Annotated in this window: 15 protein-coding genes; 6 read left to right on the forward strand and 9 right to left on the reverse strand. The window is 61.6% G+C overall.

The window, feature by feature from the left end; genetic code table 11:
• Nucleotides 1-5: 5 nt before the first annotated feature.
• Both E5A73_RS04820 and E5A73_RS04825 read right to left on the reverse strand, forming a co-directional pair.
• The gene (locus E5A73_RS04820; RefSeq protein ID WP_135962677.1) at nt 6-1,541 is read right to left on the reverse strand and encodes an argonaute/piwi family protein; all 1,536 of its coding nucleotides are present in this window, start codon (nt 1,539-1,541) and stop codon (nt 6-8) included.
• On the reverse strand, nt 1,538-2,932 hold the full coding sequence (locus E5A73_RS04825) for a toll/interleukin-1 receptor domain-containing protein (RefSeq protein WP_135962678.1): 1,395 nt from the start codon (nt 2,930-2,932) through the stop codon (nt 1,538-1,540). The genes E5A73_RS04820 and E5A73_RS04825 overlap by 4 nt, the downstream gene beginning before the upstream one ends.
• A gap of 193 nt (nt 2,933-3,125) precedes the next feature.
• On the opposite strand from E5A73_RS04825, the gene E5A73_RS04830 reads away from it, so the two are divergent.
• The 4 genes from E5A73_RS04830 (at nt 3,126) to E5A73_RS04845 (ending at nt 5,448) form a co-directional block, all read left to right on the forward strand.
• Nucleotides 3,126-3,332 carry a hypothetical protein gene (locus E5A73_RS04830; RefSeq protein WP_135962679.1) on the forward strand — a complete coding sequence of 69 codons (207 nt, stop codon included), beginning with the start codon at nt 3,126-3,128 and terminating at the stop codon, nt 3,330-3,332.
• An 86-nt stretch (nt 3,333-3,418) separates the two neighbouring features.
• Entirely contained in the window at nt 3,419-4,513 is a 1,095-nt protein-coding gene (locus tag E5A73_RS04835; RefSeq protein ID WP_206366382.1) for a GNAT family N-acetyltransferase, read from the forward strand.
• On the forward strand, nt 4,491-4,910 hold the full coding sequence (locus tag E5A73_RS04840; protein ID WP_135962681.1) for an ASCH domain-containing protein: 420 nt from the start codon (nt 4,491-4,493) through the stop codon (nt 4,908-4,910). The genes E5A73_RS04835 and E5A73_RS04840 overlap by 23 nt, the downstream gene beginning before the upstream one ends.
• Before the next feature lies 1 nt (nt 4,911).
• Nucleotides 4,912-5,448: an ATP-binding protein gene (locus E5A73_RS04845; RefSeq protein WP_168355810.1), complete on the forward strand. Its 537-nt coding sequence runs from the start codon at nt 4,912-4,914 to the stop codon at nt 5,446-5,448.
• Here the strand turns inward: E5A73_RS04845 and E5A73_RS04850 are convergent.
• Both E5A73_RS04850 and E5A73_RS04855 read right to left on the reverse strand, forming a co-directional pair.
• Nucleotides 5,420-5,971 carry a GNAT family N-acetyltransferase gene (locus E5A73_RS04850; RefSeq protein ID WP_206366383.1) on the reverse strand — a complete coding sequence of 184 codons (552 nt, stop codon included), beginning with the start codon at nt 5,969-5,971 and terminating at the stop codon, nt 5,420-5,422. The two genes, E5A73_RS04845 and E5A73_RS04850, sit on opposite strands and share 29 nt — an antisense overlap.
• Nucleotides 5,968-6,951, reverse strand: a complete 984-nt coding sequence (locus E5A73_RS04855; RefSeq protein ID WP_135962683.1) for a hypothetical protein — start codon at nt 6,949-6,951, stop codon at nt 5,968-5,970. The genes E5A73_RS04850 and E5A73_RS04855 overlap by 4 nt, the downstream gene beginning before the upstream one ends.
• A 914-nt stretch (nt 6,952-7,865) precedes the next feature.
• Here E5A73_RS04855 and E5A73_RS04860 point away from each other — a divergent pair.
• Together E5A73_RS04860 and E5A73_RS04865 are read left to right on the forward strand one after the other, a co-directional pair.
• Nucleotides 7,866-8,225 (forward strand): ArsR/SmtB family transcription factor, encoded by a 360-nt coding sequence (locus tag E5A73_RS04860; RefSeq protein WP_135962684.1) that lies wholly within the window; start codon nt 7,866-7,868, stop codon nt 8,223-8,225.
• A complete protein-coding gene (locus tag E5A73_RS04865) occupies nt 8,209-8,718 on the forward strand; it encodes an SRPBCC family protein (protein ID WP_135962685.1) in 510 nt (169 codons plus the stop codon). The genes E5A73_RS04860 and E5A73_RS04865 overlap by 17 nt, the downstream gene beginning before the upstream one ends.
• A 40-nt stretch (nt 8,719-8,758) precedes the next feature.
• Here the strand turns inward: E5A73_RS04865 and E5A73_RS04870 are convergent, their stop codons facing one another.
• From E5A73_RS04870 to cyoC, 5 genes are read right to left on the reverse strand one after another with little or no spacing between them, the layout of a single operon-like run.
• Nucleotides 8,759-9,289 carry a response regulator transcription factor gene (locus tag E5A73_RS04870; protein WP_135962686.1) on the reverse strand — a complete coding sequence of 177 codons (531 nt, stop codon included), beginning with the start codon at nt 9,287-9,289 and terminating at the stop codon, nt 8,759-8,761.
• Between the two features lies 1 nt (nt 9,290).
• The gene (locus E5A73_RS04875; protein ID WP_135962687.1) at nt 9,291-10,589 is read right to left on the reverse strand and encodes an ATP-binding protein; all 1,299 of its coding nucleotides are present in this window, start codon (nt 10,587-10,589) and stop codon (nt 9,291-9,293) included.
• Complete coding sequence (locus E5A73_RS04880; RefSeq protein WP_135962688.1) at nt 10,589-11,284, reverse strand: SURF1 family protein; 696 nt, start codon at nt 11,282-11,284, stop codon at nt 10,589-10,591. Before E5A73_RS04880 ends, E5A73_RS04875 begins: the two co-directional genes overlap by 1 nt.
• Nucleotides 11,285-11,289: 5 nt before the next feature.
• Complete coding sequence (gene cyoD / locus E5A73_RS04885) at nt 11,290-11,664, reverse strand: cytochrome o ubiquinol oxidase subunit IV (RefSeq protein ID WP_135962689.1); 375 nt, start codon at nt 11,662-11,664, stop codon at nt 11,290-11,292.
• Nucleotides 11,661-12,293 carry a cytochrome o ubiquinol oxidase subunit III gene (gene cyoC / locus E5A73_RS04890; protein ID WP_135962690.1) on the reverse strand — a complete coding sequence of 211 codons (633 nt, stop codon included), beginning with the start codon at nt 12,291-12,293 and terminating at the stop codon, nt 11,661-11,663. Before cyoC ends, cyoD begins: the two co-directional genes overlap by 4 nt.
• Nucleotides 12,294-12,295: the final 2 nt, after the last annotated feature.

Here is a 12,295-nt window from a genome sequence, read left to right on the forward strand (position 1 = left end):
GCGGTTTAGATGTAGTGACGAAAGGGAAGTGGCGGCGCGGTAACCGTCCGGGGTGAGGCCATCAATATCTCACCTACGCGATCTGCGAACTTTAATGTCACCGGCAGCGCGCTGGCAAAATCGCAGGCATTGTAGTTGACCTTCGTCAGCGCAAGGACGTCGCTGAGAACCTCGACGATGTCACCACGCCCGTGGGTAATGTCGATTGTCAAAGGTTTGGGAGTCTCGAAGCCTTGATATGCCGCTAAGCGGGGCACGTATCCTCGCGCCCAAAGAAAGCCCGAATAACGGCCGACAGTCAGGGCGGTGCCTCTCAGGACCGGCACCGAGGCATCCGGACGGAAAAGGCGCACGTCGTCGAGCTGCTTTATCTTGACCCCGACCAGCTGTGTTTCGGCGGGCACCGAACTTGAGAAGCCCTGCCACTCGTCGTCCGAGAAGCGATGGCGACCGTGTATGAAAAGTTGGGTCGGGGCGCAACCATGCTTCGCACTATAGCCCGCGACGACCGAGTCCATCAGCGCTGCGGCAGCAGTTTCCGAAAGATGATATTCCTTGGTCTTGTCCGAGTACCACGGACCAAGCGCTCCACGGAAAACCAAGCCATCGCCCGAATTCAGAAACATCTGTGCCGCGCAGCAGGCCTCACCCGTTGCCGCCGGCGTGTCGTCTTTCTTGAAGACTAGCCCGACGTAGCAGACGCCGGGCCTGACATCCGCCAGCGCCCAAGGCTTCGCGTCCATCTTGAAATAGAGAGTGGTGCAGAAATTCCACGCGACCGTGGCCTCGTCCTGCAGGCCGCGGCGGCGATCATCGGAAATCCCTAGGCTGCGGTCGACAAGTGTACTCTCCAGGATCAGCTGAAGGACGACGCCATCTTGGAGTAGCTCGGCCTTGAGCTGGTGGTGGAAGTTGTTAGAGAATAGGTAGGTTTCTGCGTCTTTCACGGTCTCAGGGAACAGGTCGCCACCCTGTTCGAAGAAGCGCTTGGCGTCCTTGAACGAGGTTATGTCCGACGCCGTGCGTTCATCCCTCGGCGGAGCAGCGACCTCTGGACGACCGTATCGGTAGACAACGTCGGGCACGACGACGAGCCAGACGTCAGGTCGCCGCTCCTCACCGCGTATGTGCGTGCGAATGGCGTCGGCGAACAGCAGCACGGTCGAACGAACGGCGTCTGCCCGGTTGTTCTTCTTGATGCAGTGATCGATGTCGCCGCTCTTTAGTCCCAGCTCCACCATGCCACGCGTCGGCATCGAGATGCCGAAGCACGTCTCGAATCCGGGCCAAGCCGGAGCCCAAAGAGTCGGGCGGCCTTTCCGGTCGGTCTTGCCGCCAATATGAAGGCCGATCCGCTCCAGCCAGCGGCGCGACAGGCCGACGCCGCTGTCAGTGCCGATCACGCCGAGACGGACCTGAGAGCGACCGTCTGGCCCTTCGAGAGGCCCGAACAGGAAGAGACCGTCCTTGGGCGCCTCCATCCGCTGGCCATGTCCGAATTCGAGCAGCGGCTCCGGAATGCGATGTGTAGCGATCCTCATGCTGCGGCTTCCTCCGCATCCGGATCGGAGTCGAAAGCGGAATCGAATTCCTCGGAGAGCGTGATCTGGCCCGTCTCGTCCTCCTCGGTCTGCCGGTCCTCCTCGGCGACGAAGCTGACTGGGAAGTCGAAGGTCATCGGCAGGCTCGCCACAGACAGACGCTCGCCCATCGCCGCGAGGTCGAGGGTGTCAGCACCCTCGCTCAGCCACCCCATTGCCGCCAGCAGCATATCGCGCCACTTGTCATTGAACCAGGAGCGGGTCAATCGGAGGCGGATGCGTTGCAGCTGCTCGCCAGGCAATGGGGTCTTGCCGTCGATAGTCACAGCTACATTGGCGTGGACCCGATAGAGCGCATCGGGCCAGAGCTTCGGCTGTGCGACGAGGCAAAGGTGCCAACGGCGCTCCTTAAATTTTCCGCTAAGCACGCGGTCGACCTTGTGGCCGTCAGGCAACGCAATCTTGACTGACTTCGAAATGAGACCGTCCGGAAAGAACCAGCCCCTTGCGCCGGAGGCGAAGTTCACCGGCAGAAGGCCTCGGCTGTGCATTGCGAGATCCCAATGCTGCCGCATTAGATTCACCATGATCCGCCGCGTGTTCGATCGCTCGCCGAAGACATGCGTGTAGGCGCCGTCCACCACGGAGTTGAACGGCAGGCTCGCCCTAGCCTTCAGGGGCGGCGGAGCACCGTCGAGCCCTTCGATCGCGACCGGACCGCAGAAGGCAATGGCGCCGCCACTGTGAAGGACATGTGGCACCCGCGTGAATTCCCCCCAAGCCTCGAGCTGGGCTGTCGTCCCCTTGGCCTCCATCACCCAGACGTCCGGGCGTGCCTCTAGCTCGAACCAATTGCTGTAGAGCGTCTCCGGAATGTCCGCGACCAGCTTGCGACCATCCTCTTGGGCCGCGACGATTGTGGAAAGCAATGCAGCGTCGGGGCCGGAGACCTTCGGAACGGCGGCTGTGTCGAGCGTCTCAAGCAATGGTTCGAGGCAGGCGGCCCAGTTCGGAAATGCGTTGTGAGAGTTCTGCCGAAGGATCTCCGTGGGCAGCTCGCCATAATCGACATCGCCGATCCGTATGGGTATCATGAACGTTTGGTCACCAAGCTTCCGCCGCATCACATCTCCCAATGCGAGCTCTTTCTTCACGCCCTGTTTCCCGATGTGCTCCGATACGACGACGACCTGTTTCACTGTCTCGTGGCGAAGGACATGCTCGATTCTGTCCCAGAAATCGTCACCTCCGCGAAGTGAACGGACGTCGACCCACGTCTTGTAGCCTGCGGTCGTCAGTCGAGCGGCAAGCCAACGGGCGAACCGATTGTCCTCGGGGTTCGCGTGCGTGATAAGGATAGTGTCTCGGGCCGCAATTGCAGGTTTTGTCATTCTTCGAGAGTAACCGGCTGCGATAGCGCTGAGAAGTCAGGTGATCATCTTCTCCACAGAAACTATAATCGCCTTTATGCGATTCTTGCTGCGGGTTTGAGAATGCGGCGGCCGAGCGGCATGACGTCTTAGCTCCACTGGAACATCGATTGAAGCCGTTGCCGAACCCGGATTCGCGATCCAAATCCAGAGCGTGATCATTGCGGACCTCACCCATCTCCTGGCCGCCGAAAGCATCATCCTTTGTACCTTGCTGCCAGTAACCACGGGCCGCTTCGTCCATCGTCAGCCCCAGCGGCGAGTGCCGAGCGCGACGATCTTTCAGCTACGCGTCCGGGTTATCCAGGCAGGCTTTACCGGCGTTGACGCGATGGCGCTCTTTACCGGCATCGAGCGATAGATCGGCTATCGCTGCGAAGGCTGGTGCCGGGATCGGCAACCTTTTACCGTGAGCAAGTGTCGGTCGGGCGTTGCTTCGCGTCCCACTTGACCTATGAAATAGGTTTCACGAACGCGGGGGTCATCGTGTCACGCCAGTTGCGATTGACAAAATTCAGCGCGTTATCGCCTGCCGATCCGTTCTTCGACAGCCTCAAGGCTGGATATGACGAGTTTCCAGACTGGTTTGCTCGAAAGGCCGATCAGGATGTCTATGCTGTCATCGACGACGTGACGGGCGAACTCAGCGGCATGGTCTATCTTAAGGAGGAGCATGGGCCGGTCCCCGAGGTGGATCCGCCGCTGCCGGACCGCAAATGGCTTAAGGTCGGCACGCTCAAGATTGTGGGGCGCGGGACGCGCCTTGGCGAGCGTGTCATCAAGAAGATTTTCGATACGGCGATCGCAACAGGGGCCGATGCGATCTATGTTACCGTCTTCGAGCTACATGATCAGTTGATCGCTCTTTTCGAGCGTTTCGGCTTCGTACGGCAGGGCACCAAGACTACTGACAACGGGACCGAGCTAGTTTTGGTGCGATCTTTTACTAATTTAACCGGAGATCGACTGAAGGATTATCCATTCATCCATTTAAGCGGCCGGCGCGCCTGGCTGCTAGCGATTTATCCCGAATATCACACCGAATTGCTGCCAGATTCAATACTGCGAAACGAACCCGCCGAGATGGTCCAGGACGTGTCGCACACAAATTCCATCCACAAGGTTTACATCGGTAAGCTTGCGTTAAAGCGGATGTCTCCAGGCGATGTCGTCATTTTCTACCGAACCACCGACATTCAGGGGCGCGCCTATTTTCGCTCCGTCGTAAGCTCGATATGCGTCGTGGAGGAGGTCAAGGGGAAGAAGGATTTTGCAAGCGTCGATGCCTTTTTGGCCTACGCGTTGCCCCGAAGCGTGTTCTCGGAAGAGGTTCTCCGGGGGTACTGGGCAAGCTGGAAGCGGCTTTACGTCTTGAAGATAACCTATAACGCCGCTTTCGGACGGCGCACCACTCGGGGACAGCTGCTTGACGCGGGTGTGATGTCGGAGCAGCCGCGCTGGGACCTTCGTGAACTCAGTCGTGAGCAGCTTGATCGTATTGTTGAAATGGGAGAAGTAAATGCGCGTCTTATTGTCGATTAATCCGGTCCATGTCGACAATATCTTAAGAGGAATTAAGACATATGAATTCAGGCGCCGGATTTTTGCACGCCGAGATATTACAACGGTATTGATCTATTGCACCAAGCCGGTTGGAAAGCTGGTGGCGGAGTTTGACATCGCTGGCATCATCGAGGACGAGCCGGAAGCGCTGTGGGCCGCTACCGCGACCGGATCGGGTATCTCGAAGGATTTTTTTGACGTATATTTTAGCGGTCGGTCACGGGGCTTCGCGCTTCAGATCGGCGCCCTGAGGGTCTTTGACGAACCGATCTGCCCGACCGAATGGTTCGACGATTTCACGCCGCCACAATCTTACATGTATGTCCCTCCGACGGGCTCCAAAGGCGTGCCGGTTCGCCAGCTCGCCATGCTGTAACATGTGCTCGTGCATTCTGGTTTTTGGTGTCTCCGGCGTTGGCAAGACGACCGCATGTGAAAACTATGTCGCGCGTCATCCTGGTTTCCTTTTCGTCAGCGCCAGCGCCCTTCTCAAAAGCATCCAGGCGGCGTCCGCCGAGGAGCTGCGGACCGCTAAGCGCGAGCAGATCATCGAAAATCAGGCTCTGTTGCCTGACGCCCTCAAGCGTTATCGGCTCGGTCGTCGTAACCATCGGATCTTGCTCGATGCCCATGCGGTGATCGACAATGACCGGGCGTTAGTCGAAGTGCCGGTATCAGTGATCGGCGCGCTCGAACCAACGCTGCTCGTCCTGCTGGAAGCGACTCCAGCCGAGATCGCCAAGCGCAGATCGGCCGACGCCCGCCCCCGGCCCTTACGCGATCTGCAGGCTATCGCACGAGAGATTACCGCCGAAAGGACGGCGGTCGAGGCTTATGGTGTGCAGCTTGGCCTGGACGTGGCAGTGGCCACTGTAGGGCCTCACTTCAGCTTGGACGACATTCTGGGCCGATGAAAGCCGGCTTCTCGTGCGAAGCCACCATCGGGGCAATGCTGGAAAACAACGCCTCGTTATAGCCTAGCTCGACGGCCCGCGGCGTATACAGTCCCTCATGGGCCGAGGTGACATCGAATCCGTAATGATCGAAGATCCGTTCGAAGACCGGAAGCTTGGTCGCGCTGACCGTCAGGTGGGGGCGGTCGTCATCCAACCACTTAAGCAGGCCATCAAACAGCCGAACGCCAACGCCACGGCCTGAATAATGCGGCGAAACGCGAACGGTGCAGATCTTACGCTCATCGAGCTCGTTCTTGGCGATGCCGAGACCGACCAGCCTGCCGTCCCGCTCAACCGGCAACAGGAAGCGCGTGCCGGAGCGTAATCCGGGCACCACCTTGCGGCGGAACCAACAGTCGATACCGGGATAATCGTCCGACAGCGGCATGAGGAAGGCGAGCGCTTCGGCTTCGCACGCGGTGAGGCCATCGAACGAGCCGGTGAGCGGCAAAGCGCTGGAAAAGGGGGACAGGTTGTTCACAGTCTGTTTCCTACCTCAGTCGGCGCCGGAAGCCTAGGGGGCGGTGCGCTAGGCGGCGAAGCGATGATTTTATCTTGCTTGGTCGTCCTAGCCTGATGATGCTCCCAAGCCACACCGACCACCCATTGCAAACCGGATGCTATAAAATTGCCGAGCAAGCCGATCAGGAAGGCGATCACGAGATACTTCGCCAAAATCTTGCGGCTGCTCCGGCGAGTCTCCAGCTTCACGAACGCCGAAAAATCGGCGATCGGCCGGTTCGGATCATGCTCGCGCTTCCAGTGATAGACAACCATCCCGTCAGGTATGCCGGCAGCATAGCTGTTCCATAGGCGGTGTTCGAGCAGACGCATCTTATGCGAAGGTGTGTTGGAGACAGTCAGTTCGGAATGAACTGGCACAGCGGTCAGAAACGCGACCAGTTTGAGCAGGACGGCGCCGCCTGCTGCACGATCGGTCTTCATACGCAATTCAATCGGCATCGGCAGAGTACGAGCTTCATTGACGCGAAAATCCAGGTACTCGATCTCGTCGAAGCCGCTTTGGAGCAGTCGGTCGGGCGTAGGGACGACCTTCACGAACGGGTTCTGGTCGCTTCCGCGATTAAGATGGAACCGTAGGCGGAAATAGGAGCGCACGGCGGGCGTGGTGTTGAGGCAGGCTTCATCGACCGCAGCGCGTGTGATGCTGAGCACGGTTCCGCCATGCTGTGGGCTCACGTCGAGTTCGCTTGGATCAATGACGCCCCCGTTGATACCGAACTGGTGAACGCGGCAGAAGATCGAACTATTCTGATCAAGCAGAACGACACAACGCGCGCCACCTGGGACGGGGGCAGTGGTCGCGAGAACCTCGTTGAAGATGCCTTGAGCAAATTCGCCCTTTGCCAGAAACGGTGCGCAATCCTCGATGCTGGCCCGATCGACTTCGGCCGGAAAATAGATGCAGATTCGGTCAATTTGCGCAATATCGGTGACCATTAGACCGACTTCGACAAAATCCGTGCTTGCTCGCTTTCCTCGGGCTACTTTGCCTCCCGCAATGTGCCAATAGTTGAAGTGGGCTTCAAGCTCTGTGGGGAGAGAACTGGCACGAGGAACGCACCACACTGCCATCGTACCATTATCCCGCATCGCCGTCCCCCAACCCCATGTTTCGCATTTACGCCTAGGCTCTCTTAAACGTGAATTTTACTGGAGCAACACTACGCTTCAATGCGAGCACGTGTCGCTCGCTTGAATGCGCATCCGCCCGTCATATTCTGATCACTTCGCCTCTAGATCGCTCATTACGTTCTACGATCGCTAGTTAGGTTGTTCCGCAAGCGTGGATTTGCCCCATGTCCGCCCGGCATCATTTCCAATGCATCGCAAATCGTGCCCCTGATGGATGAATGGCAGCAATCCTGCCTTTGGCGCACAAAGCGGCCGTTACGCCATCAGCCCTGTCAGTCGACGCTTCTGAGCAAGCAGTTTTGCTGTCCGTCAGTTTGCGGGCAGTCAAATCGCCGGGGAGGGGACATAGTAGTGAAAGCAACCTCACACGGGAGTTGTTCATCCACGCACAATCTGTTGGATGCCGTTGGATGCATCATTACTGCTTCGTACTCGACGGGAAAGTGGTACACTTCCCCGGTACATAGGTTGGTACGCAAAGTAGAGGGAAAGGGCATTCTTCCAATATGTTACGAGTATCACGACCGGTACACATCTTCTCCCTCCGTCTCCGCCAGGGCCTTGCCACCCTGCATGTCCTGGTGGCATTCTCTCCCGCCCGCTTTTGCGGGATCTGCTGCCTATCTGCACATCGCTCGACAAATCCCCGATTGCATCATGCCAACCTATGCGGTGACGGCGCTTGCGTGTCCTCAATCCGCGCGCTAAAACTGAACCATATGGCTCAGTATGCAAACGCCCGCCTCGACGCGTCGTTCGCCGCGCTTTCGGATGCCACACGACGGGGCGTCCTGGAGCAGCTTGGACGGGCGGAGGCTTCGATCAGCGACCTTGCGGGCAAGTTCAACATGACTCTCACCGGCATGAAGAAGCATGTCGGCGTGCTGGAGCAGGCGGGACTGGTCACGACCGAGAAGGTCGGGCGGGTGCGGACCTGCAGACTCGGGCTTGGCGGCCTGGCGGCGGAGGCGGCGTGGATCGAGACGTATCGGCTGCTCTGGGAAGAACGCTTCGACGCGCTGGAGGCGGTGGTCGCGGAATTGAGGCTGAAGGAGGAAAGCGATGGACGAGAGAGATAGTGCGCCCGACACACAGGACCGCACCACGGTGGAACGCACGTCCGACCGCGAAATGGTCGTCACGCGAATCTTCGACGCGCCGGCGCGCATCGTGTTCGAGGCCTGGACCAAGCCCGAATTGTTCACGCGCTGGTGGGCACCCAAGTCGATGGGGGTGCCGTTGCTTTCGTGCGAGATGGATGTTCGTACCGGAGGCAGTTACCGGATCGAGTTCGGCCAGGATGCCTCGAACGCCTGGGCATTCTTCGGCAAATATATCGAAGTGACCCCGGGCGCGCGCCTCGTCTGGACCAATGAGGAAGGCGAAGACGGCGCGGTGACCACGGTGACCTTCGAGGACAAGGGCGGCACGACACTGCTGACCTTCCACGAACTCTATCCCTCGAAGGAAGCGCTCGACGAAGCGCTTATCGGCATGGAGGGCGGGATGCCCGAGCAGTTCGCGCAGCTCGATGCGCTTCTCGTCGCATTGGGTGCGCTGGGATCGAGCTGACGGCCGGTTCGCCAGCCGGGGGACCCAAGGGGCGGGCGGCCTATTTAACCGGCCGCTTCTCGAGCTTCCGCGCCAGCGTGCGGCGGTGCATTCCGAGCCGGCGTGCGGTTTCGGAGATGTTGAACCCGGTGGCGGCGAGGGTTTCGTTGATCATCTCCCATTCGTGGGTCTTGATCGAAGAGGCGCGGTTGGTCAGCGGCACCGTGGCGTCGCCGGCGGGCTTGTCGAACGCCGCCTCGATATCGTCGGTGTTGGACGGCTTGACCAGATAATGGCAGGCGCCGAGCTTGATCGCCTCCACTGCGGTCGAGATGCTGGCATAGCCGGTGAGCACGACGATCAGCATCGCGGGATCGCGGGCGTGGAGAAGCTGGATGCACGGTAGGCCGGAGGACGTCGCCAGCTTGAGATCGACCACGGCGCGCTCGGGGATCTCGGCGTCGAGCAAGGCCTTCAGCTGGCCGATATCGGCGGCGACCCGGACGCGGTAGCCGCGCCGCTCGAACGAACGCTGCAGCGTGCGCGCGAAAGTCTCGTCGTCCTCGACGAGGATCAGGCTGGGACCGTTCATCTCAATGCTCCCCTTGTCGCTGGGCGAGCGGCAGCAGCAGGCGCACTTCGGCGCCCCCGCCGACGCGATTGCTCGCCTCCAGCCGCCCGCCGAGGCGCCGCGCGACATTGATGGCGAGGAACAGCCCGACGCCGTGCCCCGCGCCCTTGGTCGATTGGTACAGCTTGCCAATCTGCGCGAGGGCTTCGGGGCTGAACCCGTCTCCCCAATCGACTACGGTAACGGCAAGCATCCGATCGTCGGCCGACGCGGTCAGCCGTACGCCGGCGGGGGATGCCTCCGCCGCATTGTCGAGCAGGTTCCAGATCGCCTGGCGAAGCGCGGCGTCGACGGCGATCACCGCGCCGCCGGCGGCGTCGCGGACATAATCGAGCGGCACGTGCGGGTGCGTGGCCTGCCAGGCCTCGGCGACGGCATCGAGATAGGGGCCGGCGGGCTGGCCTTCCATAGCCTCGCCGCGCGGTTGGCCGGCCGAGTGGAGGATGTCCGATACGATCGCCTTGCAGCGCTGGACCTCGGCGCGCATTTCCTCGACTTCGGAAGCGAGTTCGGGGTCGCCGATCACCGCGGGCATGCGGCGCCAGTCGGCGAGGATCACCGCGAGCGTGCCAAGCGGGGTGCCCAGTTCGTGCGCAGCGCCCGAGGCGAACAGCCCCATGCGGACGATGCCGTCTTCCTGCGCGGCATGCTGGCGCAGGTCGGCGACATGGGTGTCGCGCGTGCGCAAATTGCGGCTGATGCGGGTGATGAACAGCACCAGCAGGCTGGCCACCATGACGAACGCCAGCCAGCGCCCGGCCGCGAACAGCGCGGGGCTGTCGACGAGGAGTCCTTGCGGGAGCGCCAGCGGGACATAGCTGACGCTGAGCAAGGCATAGCTGAGCGCGGTCGCCGACACGAGAACTGCAACCGCGGCGGACGGCAACAGGATCGCGCCGAGCACGACCTGGAGCAAGTAGAGCGAGATGAACGGGTTGGTCGCGCCGCCGCTGAAATACAGCTGGAGCGTGAGCGCCGCCATGTCGAGCAGCAGCGCGACCATGATCTCGCCGTCATATACCCGGTGCCGCGGCAGTGCGATCGTGCCGAGCAGGTTGGCGCAGGCGAGCGCCAGCACGACGCCGAGCATCTCGATCACCGGCAGCGGCACGCGCAGCCCGAAATGGACGAGCAGGATCGTCAGGGTCTGGCCGGCGACGGCGATCCAGCGCAGTTGGACGAGCTGGCGCATATTCTCCGCGGCCGCGGTCTCGAGCGTGCCGGCGGCGCGGCGAGTTAGCGCGAGAAGAGGCGCGTCCATCAGCGCCGGCGCATGCGCAAGGCGAGCACGGCCGCGGCTCCGCTCAACGCGGCGAGCGCGAACCAGGTCAGCGCGTAGACAAGGTGCGAATTGCGGAACTGGATCACGGTGAGACCGCCTACCGGATAGCCGCCGGGATTGGGAGCGGCGTCGGCGTCGATGAAGAAGGGGGCGACCGAACCCAGGCCGCGCGCCCGGGCGATCGCTGCGACATCGCGCGAGTACCAGCGGTCGGCGGCGGGGTCGTTGGTGCGCAGGAACCCGCCACGCGGTTCGCTGACGCGCATCAAGCCGGTCACCGTTGCCTGGCCTGCGCTTTGCCCGGCAGCGCGCGTCGCCGGGTCGCGCCGTTCCTGAGGGACGAAGCCGCGGTTGACGAGGACGACGCCCTCCGGCGTGCGCAGCGGGGTGAGCACCCAGGCGCCGGCGCCACGCTCGGTCAATGCCTGGACCAAAGCCTCGCGATCATGACGGAATATGCCGGTGACGCGCACCCGGCGATATTCGTAATCGCGCGGATCGATGCTGGCCCATTGCCGAGGGTCGGGCAGCGGCGCCGGCGCTGCGTGGAGTCGCGCGTCGACTCGCTCGATCAGGTCGAGCTTCCAGGCGCGGCGCTCGACTTGCCAGACGCCGAGCGCTGCGAACCCGATCGCGGCGAGCAAAGCGAGCGCGACGAACAGCGCCCGGGGCATGCCGCTCAGGGCTGCGCGCTCGTTTCCGCCGAGGGCATCGGCATCATGTTCGAGTTGAGGTGGTACATGATCCATAAAGAGCCTGCGATCACGATCAGCACGATCACCGCAGTGAAGGCATAGGCCATCAGCGTCCAGCCGCCCTCGCCGCGCGTGTTGACGTGGAGGAAGCACACTGTGTGCACCAGGATCTGCACCACCGCGAAGGCGATGATCACGATCGCCGTGGTCTGCGCGTCGTGCAGCGCGCCGGTCATCACCAGCCAGAACGGCACCGCGGTGAGCACCACCGAGAGCAGGAACCCGATCAGATAGCCGCGACGGGTGAAATGGCCCGGGCCGTCGCCATGATCATCGAGATGTTGGGTGGCGTCGTTCATCGCAGGACCCCGAGCAGATAGACGAAGGTGAAGACGCCGATCCAGACGACGTCGAGGAAGTGCCAGAACATGCTGAGGCACATCAGCCGGCGCTGGTTTTCCGGGTGGAGCCCGCGCTGGCCGAGCTGGACCAGCATCACGCCCAGCCAGAGGATCCCGAAGGTGACGTGCAGCCCGTGCGTCGCCACCAGGGTGAAGAACGCCGAGAGGAACGCACTCGTCTGCGGCGTCGCGCCCTCATGGATCAGATTGGCGAACTCGTAGAGTTCGATCCCGACGAAGCCGATGCCGAGCAGCCCGGTCACCACCAGCCACAATTGGGTGCCGCGAAGCTTGCCCTCCTGCATCGCGATCATCGCGAAGCCATAGGTGATCGACGAGGTCAGCAGCAACGCGGTGTTCACGGCGACCAGCGGCAGCTCGAAGATTTCGCGCGGCGAGGGGCCGCCGGCATAGGCGCTGCTCAGCACGCCATAGGTGGCGAACAGAGTGGCGAAGATGAGCGCGTCGCTCATCAGGTAGATCCAGAAGCCGAGCAGCGTGCTGCCGCCCGCTTCGTGGTGATGACTGTCCTCGATATCGTAGAAGGACGGCTCGGCCTGGGGTTCGGTCAGTGCATCCGCGGCCATGG

The organism is Sphingomonas gei (assembly GCF_004792685.1).
Lineage (GTDB): Bacteria > Pseudomonadota > Alphaproteobacteria > Sphingomonadales > Sphingomonadaceae > Sphingomonas > Sphingomonas gei.